At 64.2% G+C, this 16,787-nt stretch carries 17 protein-coding genes; all 17 read right to left on the bottom strand.

Translation table 11 applies throughout. The annotated features are described in order from the left end of the window. Window positions 1-83: 83 nt before the first annotated feature. Window positions 84-236, bottom strand: a complete 153-nt coding sequence (locus tag BBTA_RS40705; RefSeq protein ID WP_012042372.1) for a hypothetical protein — start codon at window positions 234-236, stop codon at window positions 84-86. A gap of 15 nt (window positions 237-251) precedes the next feature. After that, window positions 252-1,724, bottom strand: coding sequence for a putative sulfate exporter family transporter (locus BBTA_RS10045; protein WP_049795482.1), 1,473 nt, complete (start codon window positions 1,722-1,724; stop codon window positions 252-254). A 249-nt stretch (window positions 1,725-1,973) separates the two neighbouring features. Continuing rightward, complete coding sequence (locus BBTA_RS10040) at window positions 1,974-4,334, bottom strand: ATP-binding protein (RefSeq protein WP_012042370.1); 2,361 nt, start codon at window positions 4,332-4,334, stop codon at window positions 1,974-1,976. Beyond that, window positions 4,331-4,687, bottom strand: coding sequence for an Hpt domain-containing protein (locus BBTA_RS10035; RefSeq protein ID WP_012042369.1), 357 nt, complete (start codon window positions 4,685-4,687; stop codon window positions 4,331-4,333). The genes BBTA_RS10040 and BBTA_RS10035 overlap by 4 nt, the downstream gene beginning before the upstream one ends. A gap of 1 nt (window position 4,688) precedes the next feature. Further along, window positions 4,689-5,993, bottom strand: coding sequence for a PP2C family protein-serine/threonine phosphatase (locus BBTA_RS10030; protein ID WP_012042368.1), 1,305 nt, complete (start codon window positions 5,991-5,993; stop codon window positions 4,689-4,691). Beyond that, on the bottom strand, window positions 5,984-6,631 hold the full coding sequence (locus BBTA_RS10025) for an ATP-binding protein (protein ID WP_012042367.1): 648 nt from the start codon (window positions 6,629-6,631) through the stop codon (window positions 5,984-5,986). The genes BBTA_RS10030 and BBTA_RS10025 overlap by 10 nt, the downstream gene beginning before the upstream one ends. 6 nt (window positions 6,632-6,637) lie before the next feature. Next, window positions 6,638-6,937: an STAS domain-containing protein gene (locus tag BBTA_RS10020; protein ID WP_012042366.1), complete on the bottom strand. Its 300-nt coding sequence runs from the start codon at window positions 6,935-6,937 to the stop codon at window positions 6,638-6,640. Window positions 6,938-6,948: 11 nt separating this feature from the next. Then, a complete protein-coding gene (locus tag BBTA_RS10015; protein WP_012042365.1) occupies window positions 6,949-8,073 on the bottom strand; it encodes a methyl-accepting chemotaxis protein in 1,125 nt (374 codons plus the stop codon). A gap of 3 nt (window positions 8,074-8,076) precedes the next feature. After that, window positions 8,077-9,135, bottom strand: a complete 1,059-nt coding sequence (locus BBTA_RS10010) for a chemotaxis response regulator protein-glutamate methylesterase (RefSeq protein ID WP_012042364.1) — start codon at window positions 9,133-9,135, stop codon at window positions 8,077-8,079. Window positions 9,136-9,144: 9 nt separating this feature from the next. Further along, a complete protein-coding gene (gene cheD, locus BBTA_RS10005; RefSeq protein ID WP_012042363.1) occupies window positions 9,145-9,786 on the bottom strand; it encodes a chemoreceptor glutamine deamidase CheD in 642 nt (213 codons plus the stop codon). Then, window positions 9,783-10,601 (bottom strand): protein-glutamate O-methyltransferase CheR, encoded by an 819-nt coding sequence (locus BBTA_RS10000; protein ID WP_041750520.1) that lies wholly within the window; start codon window positions 10,599-10,601, stop codon window positions 9,783-9,785. The genes cheD and BBTA_RS10000 overlap by 4 nt, the downstream gene beginning before the upstream one ends. A gap of 57 nt (window positions 10,602-10,658) precedes the next feature. Next, a complete protein-coding gene (locus tag BBTA_RS09995) occupies window positions 10,659-13,004 on the bottom strand; it encodes a methyl-accepting chemotaxis protein (RefSeq protein WP_012042361.1) in 2,346 nt (781 codons plus the stop codon). A 50-nt stretch (window positions 13,005-13,054) separates the two neighbouring features. Continuing rightward, a complete protein-coding gene (locus tag BBTA_RS09990) occupies window positions 13,055-13,582 on the bottom strand; it encodes a chemotaxis protein CheW (RefSeq protein WP_012042360.1) in 528 nt (175 codons plus the stop codon). Further along, on the bottom strand, window positions 13,572-15,626 hold the full coding sequence (locus BBTA_RS09985; RefSeq protein WP_012042359.1) for a chemotaxis protein CheA: 2,055 nt from the start codon (window positions 15,624-15,626) through the stop codon (window positions 13,572-13,574). Before BBTA_RS09985 ends, BBTA_RS09990 begins: the two co-directional genes overlap by 11 nt. Beyond that, window positions 15,617-15,982, bottom strand: a complete 366-nt coding sequence (locus BBTA_RS09980) for a response regulator (protein WP_012042358.1) — start codon at window positions 15,980-15,982, stop codon at window positions 15,617-15,619. Before BBTA_RS09980 ends, BBTA_RS09985 begins: the two co-directional genes overlap by 10 nt. A gap of 1 nt (window position 15,983) precedes the next feature. Further along, window positions 15,984-16,331 (bottom strand): STAS domain-containing protein, encoded by a 348-nt coding sequence (locus BBTA_RS09975; RefSeq protein WP_244424396.1) that lies wholly within the window; start codon window positions 16,329-16,331, stop codon window positions 15,984-15,986. A gap of 236 nt (window positions 16,332-16,567) precedes the next feature. Further along, window positions 16,568-16,705 (bottom strand): hypothetical protein, encoded by a 138-nt coding sequence (locus BBTA_RS40700; RefSeq protein WP_168167881.1) that lies wholly within the window; start codon window positions 16,703-16,705, stop codon window positions 16,568-16,570. Window positions 16,706-16,787: the final 82 nt, after the last annotated feature.

Below are 16,787 nucleotides of genomic sequence, written 5' to 3'. Positions count from 1 at the left end.
AGCCATCCAGGGCGTCACGGCGACTCTGGATGGCTTCATCGCCTTGGGGTTCCTCGCAATGACGGCCGCGTGTGGCGGTGTCCTTACAGCTGCACGGGAAACAGGTGATTGATCGCCACCAGGATCACCAGAAGAACGATACCGAGGCCGAGACTATAACCGATCAGCTTCTTCTCGATCGGCAGCAACGGCTCGACCTCGCTTGCCGTCTCGGTCTTGAATTCGGATGATGACATTGCAACCTCTCCCGATCAGCTGGCGAGCGGCGGCTTGAAGCCGCTGAAGAACAGCCAGGAAATCAACAATCCGACCCAGATGACGAAGCCGAACAGGCTGACGACATAGACTGCGGCGAGCTTGGCAAAGCCGTCCTGCCAGAGCTTGCGGAAATCCGAGAGCACGCCGATCGAGAAGAAGGTCAGGATGAAGAAGATCACGCGAAACACGTTGGCCTCGTTGGCGGCCGCAGGCAGCGCCTTGCCGATCTCGGGCGTGGTGCCGGTCGCGAGCCACAGCGAGATCGCGAACACCGCGACGAAGCCGAGGATGAATTTCGGGAAGCGCTCCCAGATCTCGCCGGCCTTCGCCTTGTCTGTGCGCGGCGTGATGTGGTTGGTCCAGATGTAGCCGAGGATGAAGGCCCAGATGCCGATGAAGATATCGATGAACACCTTCACCGTGGCCGTGGTCGCGAGGATCCAGCCCGGCTGATATTTGATGCCTTCGGCCGCGGCCTTTGCCAGGATCAGCGACTCGGTGATGCCGCCACCGGCGACCGCTGCGCCGTCGGTCTTGATCGCCAGGCCCATCCAGGCCCCCGCGACCAGCGGCTCCTGCCACAGGAAGGTCTGCGCCAGGAACGGCAGGATCAGGATCTCGACCACCGCGAACACCACCACCAGCGACGACACCAGGATCGGCACCGCGGGCCGCGCGCGAATGGCGCCGCCGGTCGCGATCGCCGCTGCGACGCCGCAGATCGAGATGCCGGACGCGAGCGGCACCGACCATTCGCGGCTGAAGCCGAACCATTTGCGGGCCACGAAATACACCACCGACCAGTAGATCAGATAGGCCTCGATGATGGCGGCGACGCCGCGCAGCAGGATCGACGACGCCAGATTGAGCCGGCCGGCGGCAGTCACCGCAATGGTGGCCCCGAGGATCACGATCGCGATCTTGATATAGAGCTCGGGCCGGATCGCCTCCTTCAGCCACTCGGCGAAGCGCGGGAAGACGTTGGCGATCACGAGGCCCGCGACAAGCGCGACGATGAAGCCGCCTTCATTGGTCAGCTTCAGCGACCAAGAGATGCCGAACTTCTGCTGATCGGCCGGCGTCACCACGGCGATATAGGCATAGCTGCCGACGATCCAGCTCGCATAGGCAATTGCGAACACGATGGTGAAGGCGAGGATGAAGCGCTTGACGTCGCCGCCAAGCGCCGCGACTCCGGCCGTGAGCACCACAAGCAGCGACACATAGGTCGCAGCGAGCGAGCCGATGCCGCCGAGCGCGGCATAACCCTTGGCCACCGGCGCCAATGCCTTGCCAAGGTCGGTGTAGACCGACGTGGTGACCGCCCAGCCGAGCAGATCGATGCCGCCGAGGCTGAACAAAGACAGGGCAAAAACGAGAACGCCAATGACCAGCGCCAGCCAGTCCTCCGTCAGGTTTCCCTTGGTCACGGCCTGCTTGGCCGAGCTGATTGCAACGTCCGACATCGATCTTTCCTCCCGCGCGACACGCCGCGCGGCCAGCGCCAATGATGCGCCATCAAAGTCGTGTCGTGAGAAAGTCGCAATCTCACAGAATTTCTTTGTTCGCTGTGACGAAGGCAAAGTCCTACTGTCAGCTGGACCAATCGTAGCAAATCCTGCTTTGGACCATTCTCCATGGGCGCCGTGGCTGCACGCGCGCAGGCCGGCGGCGGCCCCGGATGGTCCAAGCCGCCGGCGCTTGCGGCGACCCGGTCAGGAGACGAACATCTCGAGCTGCCCGTTGCCGCCTGCCTGCAGCGGCGGCGCGTCGGCATATTGCGGCAGCGCCCAGCGGCGAATCGCGGCGAACAGCAGCGGCGGCTGGATCGGCTTGGTCACATAGTCGTTCATGCCCGCCGCCAGATAGGTTTCGCGTTGCCCGACCAGCGCATTCGCGGTCAGCGCGATGATCGGAACGCAGCGCTCGGGACCCGGGAGTTGACGGATCGCCTTGGTGGCCGAGATGCCGTCCATCTCCGGCATCTGCACGTCCATCAGGACGAGATCGTAGACCTTGTCGGAGATGGCAGCGATCGCCTCGGCGCCATTGACCACCATCGTCGGCCTGAACCCCTGCTTCACCAGCAGGCTCTGGATCAGGGTCGCGATGATCGGGCTGTCCTCGGCGACCAGAATGTCCAGCGGGCGGTCGACACTCGCCACGACCGTCTCGGCCGGCAGCGCCAGCGCCTCGCCGCACCGGCACTTGGTCTCGAACCAGAAGCGGCTGCCGCGGCCGAGCTCGCTGTCGACGCCGATGCTGCCGCCCATGATGGTGCAGAGCTGCCTGCAGATCGCAAGCCCGAGACCGCTGCCGCCATATTTGCGCGAGATCGACGTGTCGGCCTGGACGAACGGATCGAAGATCTGCGCCAGGATCTCCGGCGACATGCCGATGCCGGTATCGATCACCTCGATCCTGAGGTCGACGACGCCGCCATCCAGCTGGCGATGCGAGGCGCGCACTTCGATCGAGCCCTGCTCCGTGAATTTGATCGCATTGCCGACCAGGTTCAGCATCACCTGGCGGATGCGGGTCGGATCGCCCTCGAGATATTGCGGCAGGCCCGGCGCGAGGCTGACCTTGAGATCGAGGCCCCGCCTCCTCGCCTTCTCGCCCATGAACGAGACCGCGCTCTCGACCAGATTCGGAACGTCGAAATCGATACATTCCGATTGCAGCCGCCCGGCTTCGAGCTTCGAGAAATCGAGAATGTCGTTGATCACCTCCAGCAGCAGGTCCGCCGATTCCTTGGCCAGCGCCGTGTACCGCTTCTGCTCCTCGCTGAGCGAGGTGCCGCGCAACAGATCGACCATGCCGACCATGCCGCTGAGCGGCGTCCGGATCTCGTGGCTCATGATGGCCAGAAAATCCGACTTGGCCCGATTGGCGGCTTCCGCGGCGTCACGCGCCGCGCGCAGCTCGGCCCCTCTCGCCTCCAGCTCCTGCGTCTGCTGCTCGAGATCGGAGCGGATGGCTTCGACATAGGCAAGCTTCTGTTCGAGCTCGGCCTGAACCGTCTTGAAGGCGGTGATATCGGTTACCAAACAGACCGTTCCGCCATCGGAGATGCGATGATCGACGCTCTGGATCCAGCGGCCGTTGAGTTCGCGGTGCTCGATCATCCGGCTGCCGCCGAGATGCCAGGCCGTCTTGCGCGCGAGCCACTCCTCGAAGCGATCGCCCTTCGACCGGATCAGCCCGTGCTCATAAGCCCGTCGCATCAGCTCGGTGAACGAGATGCCCGGCTTCATCAGGACGGTCCAGGCCGGAAACATTTCGCGGAACATCGTGTTCGACATCACGAAACGATCGTCCTTGTCGAACAGCACGAAGCCATTGGTCAGCGACTCGATGGCATCCATCAGCAGCAGCCGGGCCTGATCCGCGTTGATCTCGGCGAGCTTGCGCTCGGTGATGTCCTGCACGATGCCGAAGCGCTCTCGAAACACGCCGTCGGCTTCGTCGCTGGCATTGGCCTCGATCCTCACCCAGCGGACCTGGCCGTTCGGCGTGACGAAGCGAAGCTCCTGGATGAAGGCGCAGCCGGTCGCGCGCGACCGGTCTCTCGCGCGCACATAGGCTCCGACATCCTCCGGGTGGATGATGTCGAGCATCTTGGCGAAGGCGACCTGATCGACCGGCTCCAGTCCGGCGATCTCGAACAGCTCATCGGACCACACCGCGAACTCGCCGCTGGGATCGGTCACCCAATGGCCGAGCCTGCCGATCCGCTGCGCATCGCCCAGCAGCCGCGTGGTCTGCGCCAGCTGATCGTTCTGCCGGGCCAGTGCGTTCGCGAGCGCGATGGCGTGTCGGCTCTTGCGGATCAGCATCGATGTCAGGACGATCATGACGACCACGGCGCCGAAGGCGAGCATCAGCAGCGACACGATACGATCCTTCTGCAGATCCGTCAGCAGCTCGACCGCCACGACCGTTGCGGCAGCGGCCAGAACCGACGCCAGGAACATGCGGAAGGACAGCGCCCCCGCAGCGGGCGGCGGCGCCTGCATCGCTTCGAGCAACGCCTCGGACGACGCCCCCGTCGGGTTCGGCATCGGCGGCGTCATGCGCGCTCCACCACTCTGCTCAGCGCATCCGCGGTCGCCTCGATGGTCTCCGACAGCAGCGGCAGGCATGCCGCCATCTCGGCGGTGGTCGCGCGATCGAGCTCGATGTCCCGCGCGATCTCGGCCAGCCGCGCGGCGCCGAGGCTCGAGCAGGATCCCTTGAGCACATGCGCAGCCTTTCGCGCACCGTCGAGATCGCCTGCCGCAAGCGCTGCCGTGATGGCGGCGAGCGCATCCGCGGCCGCCGCAGGCAGCTGCGCCAACATCGCCCGCAGCGCGCCGGGGTCGAGCGCCGCACGCAGCAGATCGAGCTGATCCTGATCGAGCAGCGGCTGATCATGGGCCGCGATCATCTCACTGCGCTCCGTTCGACAGGTTCGTCGGCACCTGCTTGGCTGCCGGCGTGCGGACGGCCCTGCCGTCATCGCACGGCGTCGCCCGCGGCGCGATGCGGCGGTCAAGACAGACGATCGTGGTATCGTCGGGCAGCGGGCTGGTCGCTGTGATGCCTGCAGCGGCACAGAGCTGGTCGATCACCTCCTTGGGCGTCAGTCCGGCAGGACAGGCGTTCAGCGCCGTGACCAGCCCCTTGTCGCCGATCCTGCGGCCCTTCGCATTCGGGAATTCGGGCAGGCCATCGCTGAACAGCAGAAGCAGCGAGCCGGCGGGAAATCTGCGCTTGGAGGTGAGGTATTGCACGCCTCGCTCGATGCCGAGCGGAAGGCTGCTCGTGTCGCACAGCCGGGCCCGCGCCGCCGTGCCCTGAACCAGGATCGCCGGCGGCGCGCCAGCGGAGGCGAACCTGATCTCGCCTTTCTGATGATCCACGACGACGTAGAGGAATGTCGCAAACTGGCCGATGCGCAGCAGCCGGACCAGGCGCTCATTGAGCATCGAGACCAGCGCGCCCGGATCGCCGTGCAGCTCCTTGTATTCGTGGATCAGCGCATGCAGGCGGAAGGTGTTGAGGGCGGCATTGACGCCATGGCCGGTGAAATCAGCCAGAAAGATTCCAAACGATCCGTCGTCGATCGGGAGCACGCCCCAGAGATCCCCCCCGAGCTCCGAGGACGGCCGATTATAGGACGCGATCCGCAGACCGAGCGCGTGCGCCGCCTCCTGCAAGGCCGCAGGCTCGGGCAGCAGCTCGAACTGCATGCGCCGCGCCGCCTCGAGCTCGCGGGAGATGCGCTCACGATAGAAGCGCAACTCGCGCAACGAGTTCCAGCGCTCGATATGCGCAACGACACGTGCGATCAGCTCGGACGGATTGACCGGTTTGGAGAGGAAATCAGAGGCACCGCCGCAGAACAGCTCTCCCATCTTCTTGCGGTCGACGGTCGCGGTCTGCAGCAGGATCGGGACGTCGGCAAAGTCGGGGTCGGCGCGCAGCTGGCCGCAGACGTCCAGCCCGTTCAGATCCGGCATCTGCATGTCCAGCAGGATCAGGTCCGGCCGGAAGCTCCTGACCTGCTCCAGAGCCGAGCGGCCGCCATCGGCGAATTCCAACCTGGTGAATTTCTGCTGCCGCAGGACGCCGGCGACGAGCTGGCGACACAGCGGATCGTCATCCGCGATCAGGATCTTCGCGCCGGTGATGTCGTCGCTCAGGATTCTGTCCTCGGAGGTCACTTCGCCCCCCTGCGCGCTCAGGGGCATAGCTGAAACTCCAGCCTGACCGTCGTACCGCCGTTCAGCACGGTCACCCGGTCGGAGAACACCTGGAGAATCTCGAGGCCACGCCCCGACATGCCATCCTCGGCTGCGGGCCGCACGCCGCTGTAATCGTAACCATCGCCGCTGTCGCGGACCGTGATCGCGAGCGCGGACGACGTCCAATCCGCGTCCAACCGGATCATCGAACTGCCGACCTCCGGAGACTCGAGCTTCGCCTCGATGATCGCCTGGGCGGCGATCAGGCCGTCGAGGCTGCCGCGCAGCCCACCGTCGATCCTGAGGTTGCCGTGCAGAACCGCGTTCATCAGCGCCTCCTGCACGGCGCTGTAAACCCTGATCCGCAGATCCTCGGTGAGCGCAAGACGCTCGCCGAGCGCCTGAACATAGGTCTTCACGACGGAGTGGCGATATGCGGAGCGCGTGGTGATGACGAGACTGAGAGCCTTGTCGGTGGACAGATCCGCGCCTTCGTAAATCTCAGCGGAACGGTCGAGCAGCCCGGCTTCGATGCATCGACGCGCGGGACGCGCCAAGGCAGCGTCCAGCGTCTGTTCCGAAGCGCCGTTCCAGCACGACAGGAACGCGTCTGCAGGAACCTGCCGGTCGACCGACACATACATCGAGGATCACTCCTCAACGGTGAAGAGCGTGTTGAACTTGGTGACCGCGAACATGCGTTTCACCTGCCCGCTCGGCCGCCGAAGGATGAGCTCGCGATGATTCTTCTTGGCCTCGTCCCGGGCCAGCAACAGCATGCCGAGACCGGCCGAATCGATGAAATCCAGCTTCGAAAGATCGATCACGACCGACCGGCCGGGAGCGGCGAAGATTTCGGTCACCATCTGCTTGAACGGAACATGATCGCTAAAGGTGAACTCGCCGCTCATCGCGATCGGACCACCTGCGTTGTCCATGTGGATCTGCATGCTTGTCTCTCCTAAAACAGTTCAATGGTCCCCGTCTGCGAAGGGCTGGCCTCCGTTTCGCTCGGATCGGCCGGCTGCTTGCCTTCGAGAATCTGCGCGACGAAGCGCGACCTCAATTCGCCGAGCGTGAACCGATCGAGCAGCGTCTTGACCCATTCATTGTCGATTGTCGTCTCCACGACCGGTTCATCCAGGACATCGGCCGTCGTCGTCTTCAGCTCGTCGAGCGCCTCGTCGACAACGCGCAACGTGTCGACCACATGTTCGAGCCGTTGCCGCGTGCGATCCTGGAACTGGATGCCCGTGATCATGCCGGCGACGTCGGCCGAGATCACCTCGGCTTCTTTCATCGCTTCATTGACGACTTCGGTCAGGTTGCCGCCGCGCTCGATCAGGGCGTTCATCAGCAGCTCGAGACGGTCCTTGGCCATCAGGTTCTGCGACATATCGATGGTCGCGACGCGCTGCAGCGTTTCGTGGCCGTTCTCGATGCCCTGGGTGACGGCATGCAGCTCCGTCGCCATGTCGACGGACAACCGCTGCGTGGCGCTCGACAGCTCGCGGACCTCACCGGCGACCACACGAAACGCTGCGCCCGCCGTTCCAGCCCGCTCCGCCTCGATCCTGGCATTGAGCGCCAGCATATTGGTGACGCGGTTGATCTTGTTCAACTCTTCCATGCAGGAGTCGACGCGGTTGACGTTCCCGTTGAGCTCGCTCAACGCGTAGACCATCGACATCGCGTCCTTCGACAGCAGCAGGATCTTCTCGACGACGTCGCTCAATGTCTCCTCGAGCAGACCCGCGATGCGATCGATCGCGATCGCCTCGCCATCGACCTCGATGCCCATCGCGAGCTTGCTCAGGCTTTCGACGCGTTCCGTCTGCTGCCCCGCGCAGACGGCGAGACGCTGAAACCGGCTGCTCAGACTGTCCGCCTCGGTCTCCACCACGGCGGAGGTCTGCTGGATCTCGCTGACAAGCGTCCGGATCACGCGCTGCTGCATGCCGGCGAACGCGATCCACCGGCGCATCAACTCGTCCTGCTGTGAGGGCGCAACCGGCGCAAGCGCCGGCGACGGCTCCGGGCTGGGCGGCTTCGCTGCAGCCGCGTTGCTCTGTTTCCAACCGAACATGGATTACACCCTGACGCCGCGCGCAGCGAGCGACTCGCACCGCTTCAGGACCTGATCGGCAATCTTGTTGAGCGGCAGCTCGATCTCAACGGCGCCACATTCCCGCGCCGCCTTCGGCATGCCGTAGACCACGCATGTCGCCTCGTCCTGACCGATGGTCGACGCTCCGGCCGAGCGCATTTCCAACAGCCCGAGCGCACCGTCCCGGCCCATGCCGGTGAGGATGACGCCAATCGCATTGAGCCCCGCGGCGTGGGCGACGGACCGGAACAGAACGTCGACCGACGGCCGGTGTCCTGACACGGCCGGCTCGTCGTGAACCCGGCAAACGTAGTTCGCGCCATTGCGGGCGAGCTCCAGATGGCAGCCGCCCGGTGCGATATAGGCATGGCCCGGCAGCACCCGCTCGCCGCTCTCGGCCTGCTTGACGGTGACTGCGCACAGCTGATTGAGGCGGTTGGCGAAGGACGCCGTAAACATCGCCGGCATATGCTGCGTGATCACGACAGCCGGCGCATCCGATGGAAACGCCATCAACAGCTCCTGCAGCGCTTCGACGCCGCCGGTCGACGCGCCCACCGCAATGATCTTTTCGGACGAACTATACGATACGCCGGGCCGGTGTAGAGGGCGGACCTCGTCTCCCGAGCGCGGCCGGATCTTCGCCGCCGCGGCCGCCTTGACCTTGGTGACGATCTCGTCGCGCAAGGCCGGCAGTCCCTCGACAAGGCCAATGACGGGCTTCGCCACGCAGTCAAAGGCTCCCATTTCCAGGGCGCGCACGGCCGTATCCGCGCCTTTCTGCGTGAGAGATGAGATCATCAGCACCGGCATCGGACGCAGGGTCATGATCTTGTCCAGAAAAGCGAGGCCGTCCATGCGCGGCATCTCGATGTCGAGCGTGAGCACATCAGGATTGAGGGACTTGATCATATCGCGCGCCACAATCGGATTGGGCGCGGCGCCGAGGACCTCGATTCCCGGATCACTTGAAAGGAGATCCGTCAACATCTGCCGCACGAAGGCGGAGTCGTCGACGATCAGAACGCGAATGGCACTCATCTTACTGCCTCAAAAAATCTCGACCGATCCGGCAACGGGTTCGACCTGGATTCGTGTCTTGTAGGACGTCTCGTTGCGGACAAGGGCATCATGATCGGCGCGCGGCAATTCGAGCAGCATCACGCGGCCGGTTACCGGGAAGTAGTGAACACGGCGCGGCAGCGAGCCGCGCAGGTGATACGCTGCGATGGGAAGGTGTTCCGCCGCCAGATAGTCTTCGACGAAGTCGGCGTTGCGATGCCCGATCTTCGCCATGCCATTCAGCACATTGGCGCCGCCGAACACCTTGATCTCCAGGCGGCGTCGGGCGCCGCCCCGGGCGAGAATGTCGTTGATCAGCCGCTCCATCGCGACATTGCCATAGCGCATCCCGTCGGACACGTCGCCCCAATCGCCAAAGCTCTCCGGCAGCATGAAATGGTTCATGCCGCCGACCCGGGTTTGCGGATCACGGATGCAGGCTGCAACACAGGACCCGAGCACGGTAACGAGCATCTCGTCCACGGCGTCGGTGACATAGTGCTCTCCCGGAAAGAGCTTGACCGCGATCGCGTCAAAGCGCTCGTCGCGATACTTCCGAGGACATGTCAGAAGGTCGTCGGAGACCGAGGCATCCGTCGTTTGACGCCGCCTGCTCTTCGCCCTGATCATCTGCGCCTCCGATAGATCGTTCGTCCGACCAGATCGAAACGCTCGCAGACGCCGAGCAGGTTTTCCGAGTGCCCGGCGATCAGCCAGCCGTCGGGCCTGAGCAGATCGGCGTAGCGGTCGAACAAGCGACGTTGGGTCGGCTTGTCGAAATAGATCACCACGTTGCGGCAGAAGATGATGTCGAAGGGCCCCGACATCGGCCAGGGCCCGAGCAGATTGAGATGGACGAAAGTGATGAGTCTGCAGAGCTCATCGTTCATGACGACCTTGCTGTCGCGCAACCGGGTGAACCGCTTGCGATAGGCATCCGGGATCCCCTCGGCCCGCTCCAGCTCGTATGCGCCCTCGGCCCCACGGGCGATCACATTCGTATCGAGATCGGTCGCGAGGATCTTGATGTCGCGCTCCATCAGCGCCGTCGGGCCGGCGGCCAAGGTCATGGCAATGCTGTAGGGCTCCTCCCCGGTCGAGCAGCCCGCAGACCAGATCCGCAGGCGTGTCGTATTCCCGCTCAGGAATTCCGGAATGATGACCCGCGAAAGGAAATCGAAATGGTGGGCTTCCCTGAAGAAGCTCGTGTGATTGGTGGTGACGGCGTTGATGAAATTGCGCAGCTCATCGTCACCGTCATCCGTTTCCAGCAGACGGCAATATTGTGAGAAGTCCGCCAGGCCGAGCGCGCGCAGCCGCCGCCCCAGCCGTCCATGGATGAAGGCACGCTTGCGCTCGCTCAGCACGATGCCGGCCGTATCCATCACAAGCTTGGACAGCTTGCGAAAGTCGTTGTCTTCAAGCGCGAACTGTTCCTGCACCATGGTCTCCCGGCACCCCAGAGAGGCGCCCCCGCACCGACGGGGACGCCGCGTCGCGGCCTAGAATTCCTTCCAATCGACGTCGCCGGCCCCGACCACGCGGCGACGCACCGGCTCCATCTCGGCAGCGCGCGCTGGCGAGGGGCGCGGGGCGGACGCAGGCGCGGGCTTGCCGGCGGGGGCCCGCATCGCTGCGAGCTTGTCCTTGCCAAGCGACCGGTCGACCACCGGATTGCCGGTCTTTGCCGCATAGGGGCGGCCGCGCTCGAATTCTGGCAGCACCATGAAGCGGCCGACCATCTCCGACATCGTCTCGGTCTGCTCCTCCATTGACTTGGCTGCCGCAGCAGCCTCCTCCACCAGAGCGGCATTCTGCTGGGTCACCTTGTCCATCTGGGTGACGGCGTTGTTGACCTGCTCGATGCCGCCGCGCTGCTCCTGCGACGCCGCCGAGATCTCGGCCATGATGTCGGTGACCCGCTTCACCGACTGGACGATCTCCTCCATCGTCTTGCCGGCGGTGTCGACCAGGCGCGAGCCCGATTCCACCTTGGACACCGAGTCCGAGATCAGCCCCTTGATCTCCTTGGCCGCGTTGGCACTGCGCTGCGCGAGGTTACGCACTTCGGCGGCGACCACCGCGAAGCCGCGGCCCTGGTCGCCGGCGCGCGCGGCTTCGACCGCGGCGTTGAGCGCAAGGATGTTGGTCTGGAATGCGATCTCGTCGATCACCCCGATGATGTCGGCGATCTTGCGGCTCGCATGGGTGATGCCCTCCATGGTCTGCACGACCTCGGCCACCACGGTGCCGCCCCTGATCGCGACGTCGGATGCAGATGACGCGAGCTTGTTCGCCTGCTGTGCATTCTCGGCGTTCTGCCGGACGGTCGAGGTCAGCTCCTCCATGCTGGCCGCCGTCTCCTCCAGACTGGCCGCCTGCTCCTCCGTCCGCTGCGACAGGTCGGTGTTGCCGTTCGCGATCTCGCGCGCGGCGCTCGACAGCGTCTGCGAGCTTTCGAGCACGTCGGCAAGGATGGACGACATCGTGTCGAGCAGCCCGTTCACGCCGTCGCAGAGCTGGCCGATCTCGCCCGACTTGCCGTCCGTCGGAATGCGCTCGCGAAGATCGTTGTTCTTGGCGGCGTCGACCACCGCCTGCGTCTGCCGCACCGCTGTTTGCAGCGCCTCGGAGGCCTTGACCTGCTCGGTGACGTCGGTCGCATATTTGACGACCTTGACCGGCTTGCCGTCGGGCCCCATGATCGGGTTGTAGCTCGCCTGGATCCAGACTTCGCGGCCGCCCTTGCCGATCCGTCGGTATTGACCGGCCTCATATTCGCCACGCGCGAGCTTGTCCCAGAACATGCGGTAGTCGGTCGAGCTGCGATAGGCGACATCGACGAAGATCGAGTGATGCTGGCCCTTGATCTCGGCCAGCGAGTAGCCCAGCGTATTGAGGAAGTTGTCGTTGGCGTCGAGGATCTTGCCGTCCAACGTGAACTGGATCACCGCCTGGGCCTTGTTGATGGCGTCGATCTGGCCGGCGAAGTCGGCGTTGCGGATCACCTCGCTGGTGATGTCGGTCGCGTATTTCACCACCTTGAAGGGCTTGCCGGACTGATCGAGAATCGGATTGTAGCTCGCCTGGATCCAGACCTCGCGCCCCCCCTTGCCGATGCGCTTGTATTGTCCGGCGTCATATTCGCCACGCCCGAGCTTGTCCCAGAACAGACGATAGTCGGTCGACTGGCGATAGACGGGATCGACGAACATCGAATGGTGCTGGCCCTTGATCTCGTCGAGCGAGTAGCCCAGCGTTCGCAGAAAGTTCTCGTTGGCATATTCGATCTTGCCGTCGAGCGAGAACATGATCATCGCCTGCGAACGATCGATGGCCGCGAGCTGCGACGCCTGGCTGCGGATCTCGGTGACATCCGCCCATTCCAGCATGAAGCCCTGGTTGACGCCCTGCGCGTTCCGCATCGCATTGACGTTGAGCGAGATCTTGAGCGGTCCGACGGAAATGTCGGTGCGGAACGGCAGATTGGCCGGATTGGCGAGCATCGTCCGCTGATGCGCCGGATTGCGGTGAAAGACGTCGATGCAGGTCCCGACCATGGCGGCGGGATCGAAGGTCGGCCAGACCTTGCGAAACTCCGTGAGGTGCTGGCCGAACAGCTGCTTCGAGGCTTGATTGAGGTATGTGATCTTGAGATCGTTATCGACCAGCATCACGGCGCTGGTGACCTTCTCGACGACGGCTGTCATCTGATCGTCACGGCTCACCGCGCGGGGCGCTGCCGCCGGAGCCTTCGCGGCGGACGACCGCGGACGACTGCTCCGCGACCTTGCCTTCGATTTGGGCGCGCCATCGCCCGGAGCGCCGTCCGTGGTGAAGTCCTGCATGATGTTCTCCTCGAAAGTGTCGCTCATGACGATCTCGTAAATTGTAGGGGTTAGGCGGCCGCCGCGGCGGCTGCGGCAGACGTACGCGTCACTGACGAAGCCGGCATCCCGAACAGACCCGACAACGACACCAGCGTCACCATCCTGTTCTGGATCGCGACCAGCCCCTCCAGGAACTGATCCTCGGTCGGCATGCCCATGTCCGGCACGTCGCGGATGTCTTTCGGATCGACGGAGATGATGTCCGAGACGGTATCGACCAGCAGGCCGACCGTGCGCGTGCCGGCGGCGACGATGATCACCACATGCATATTGGTCGGCACGGTCACGCCGGTGCCGAACCGGGCGCGCAGGTCGAAGATGGGAACGATGATGCCGCGCAGATTGATGACACCCCGGACATGGGGCGGAGCGTTCGGGATCATGGTCGTTTCGGTCCAGCCCTTGATCTCCCGGACCACCATGATGTCGATGCCGTACTCCTCCGCGCCCAGCGTGAAGGTGATGAACTGCTGCGCGTTCTCGCTGACCGCCGCTTCTTGGCCAAACGGAGCGATCGGCTTGTTGTCAGGCTGCATGGGTCAGGTCCTTTGCGGATTCTGGTCTCGATTGCTCCGGGGACGGCAGCCGTTCTGGCGTGCCGCGCATGTCGATCTCGTGCAGGCGCGCGACGTCGAGGATCAGCGCGACGCGGCCATTGCCGAGGATCGTGGCGCCGCTGATGCCGTCCACCGGCTCGTAATTGGCTTCGAGGCTCTTCACCACCACCTGCTGCTGGCCGAGGAGTTCGTCGACGACGATACCGACGCGGCCGGCGCTCTCGCTCTGCACGATGATCACGATGCCCCGGCAGGGATCGCCGATCGCATCGCCGATCGAGAACACGCGATGCAGATAGACCAGCGGCAGATACTCGCCGCGCAACGCCAGGACATGGCCGCGGCCGACCACGGGATGAATGTCGGCGGGGAGCGGACGCAGATTCTCGACGATCGCAACCAGCGGAATGATGAACGTCTCGCGCCCGACCGACACCACCATGCCGTCGACCACCGCCAAGGTGAGCGGCAGCGACAGCGTGAATGACGAGCCATGGCCGAAGCGCGAGCGCACCGAGATCCGGCCACCGAGCGCCTGCACGTTACGCTTCACGACATCCATGCCGACGCCACGGCCCGAGATGTTCGAGATCACCTCGGCGGTCGAGAAGGCCGGCAGGAAGATCAGATTGTCGATGTCGTCATCGCTGAGATTGGCGCCTGCAGGCACGAGGCCACGCGCGCGCGCCTTGGCCAGGACCTTGTCGCGATTGATGCCGCGGCCGTCATCCGAGACCTCGATGACGATGCGGCCGCTGCGCTGGGCGGCCGAGAGGTTGATCGTGCCCTGCCGCGGCTTGCCTGCGGCAAGCCGCTCGGCCGGCGGTTCGATGCCGTGGTCGAGCGCGTTGCGGATCATGTGCGTCAACGGATCGTTGAGCTGCTCGATGACCGTCTTGTCGATCTCGGTCATCTCGCCGGAGGTGACAATGCGCACCTCCTTGCCGAGCACGGCGGCCAGTTCGCGCACGATGCGCGGCATCCGCGCGAACACGGATTTGACGGGCTGCGCGCGGATCGCCATCACGCTTTCCTGCAGCTCACGCGCACTCTGGGCCAGCGCCTCGATGCCCTGAATGAGCTGGGGATATTTATCGGCCGGCAACGCCAGTCCCTGCTCCGTCAGCATCGCCTGGCTGATCACGAGCTCGCCGACGAGATTCACCAGCCGATCGACCTTGTCGACGTCGACCCGGATCGACTGAGCCAGGGAGACTGCGGCGACCACGGGAGCCGCCGCACTGCCGGCATCGCCCGGCGCAACCTCGACCGCGGCCGTGGCGGACTCGAGCAACTCGATCTGAAGGTCGCAATCATCCTCGACGAACTCGAACACGTCCTGGATGCCGCTGCGCGGCACCGCCGTTTCGAGCGTGAAGGTCCAGTTGAAATAGGCCGCCTCGGGATCCAGCGCGCCGAGCGCCGGGAGCGCCGAACAATCGACATCGATCGCGAGCGCGCCCAGCTTGCGGAGCTGGCGGATCAGGAGCAGCGGCTCGTTCGCCTTCTTCAGCATCTCCGTGTGTGGACGGAACCTGATGCGATATGTCTGCTCATGGAGCGGCTTCGCGTCGGACGCGGCGGGCGCAGGGCCAGGCTCGGCCGCCGGGCCCGCGCCCTGCAGGACGTGCTGCATGGCCGTGCGGATGTCGACGGCGAAACTCGGCGCGAGTTGCTGCTCGAGCCGCGCTGCATTGACGATGTCGGCCAGCGCATCGCTGGCCCGAAGCAGCAATTGCTTGATGTCGTTGGTGACCGCGATCTTGTGATCGCGCAAGGCGTCGAGCAGGCTCTCGAAGGTGTGCGAGAAGGCGACGAGGTCCGTGCAGCCGAACGCGCCGGCTCCACCCTTGATGGAATGCACCGACCGGAAGATCGCGTGCAGCGTCTCGTCGTCCTCCTGTCCGCTGGACAACAGTTCGAGATTCGACTGCAAGGCGTCGAGCAGTTCGGCGCATTCCTCGAAATAGGTCTTGCGGAACTGCGCGACCGGATAGGCCTCTTGCTCGGATGCTACGGACATACGCGGTTGACCGTCGCGATCAATTGATCGGGATTGAACGGCTTCACCAGCCACCCCGTCGCGCCCGCCGCCTTGCCGTCGGCCTTCTTTGCGCCATCGCTCTCGGTCGTGAGGATCAGGATCGGCACCGTGCGGTGCTGACTGCCGGCCCGCACGCTCTTGATCAACGAAATGCCATCCATGTTCGGCATGTTGAGGTCGGTGATGATCAAGTCGAACTTACCGCCGGTCAGCACGTTCAGCGCTGCCTTGCCATCTTCGGCTTCTGCTACGTCGAAGCCAGCCTTCTTCAACGTGAAGGACACCATGTCACGCATGGTCTTCGAATCGTCGACTGCCAGAATTCGCTTGGTCATGTCACTCCATCCAATTGTCAAACTCATGCCGGAGTCCGAGATCGGCGATCGCCGTCCTGAACAGCTCGGATGCCTGCGTGATCTTGAAAAGCTTGTTGGCCGCCTTCGCCCCGTGACCGGCGGCAAGGAGAATCTGTGCGCATGGCGTCGACATCCGCTCGACGCCGCTCGCATCGAGCAGGATGCTCTCGTGTCCCGACAGTCTGATCAGTTCGTCACGAAGTTGCGACGCCTGCATCAGGTCCAGCATCTGCGGCAGAGGATAGGCTGTCGCGGAAGCGGCTTCAGCGCACGTCTCAATGCTCGGGGTGGCGTCCGTCATCGTTGAACCATCCGTGCGCTGCGGCAACCGAGCCGTTGCGCTCGACGCCCCCAGGCAGCCTTGCCGAAGTTGAATTCAAGCCCACCGACGGACCCCACGCGGCCGCCGTCACTCGTTCAAATTGGGTGGAAAGCGATTGTTGTATTGTTAAAGATGAGAGCCGTAATAGTACGGTCGCTCTACCTTGAGATGTCGCCTGGCCAGGCGCCGTTTCCGCAAGGCATGCCCGCGCGCTGCGCTGCAATTGCGACACGCTGTTCGCGTCATGGGCTGCTCAGCTCACTGCTCTTGGCGGAGAACCTGCTGAGAGCGGCCAGTACGACGGCCGCCGCCGTCCCGGCAGGCACCGCGGCCCGGCGATCGATCGGAACATCGGCCTTGATGTGGAAAAGATCGAACATGCGCTATCGGCTCGGCAAATACGCCGAGGCTGATAGCAACGCATCAGTTAAGAGACTCTCCGCCGATTGCCGCAGTCGGGGC

Source organism: Bradyrhizobium sp. BTAi1, assembly GCF_000015165.1.
Lineage (GTDB): Bacteria > Pseudomonadota > Alphaproteobacteria > Rhizobiales > Xanthobacteraceae > Bradyrhizobium > Bradyrhizobium denitrificans.
The sequence above is the reverse complement of the archived record's forward strand: the minus strand, read 5'-3'. Positions and strand labels throughout refer to the sequence as shown.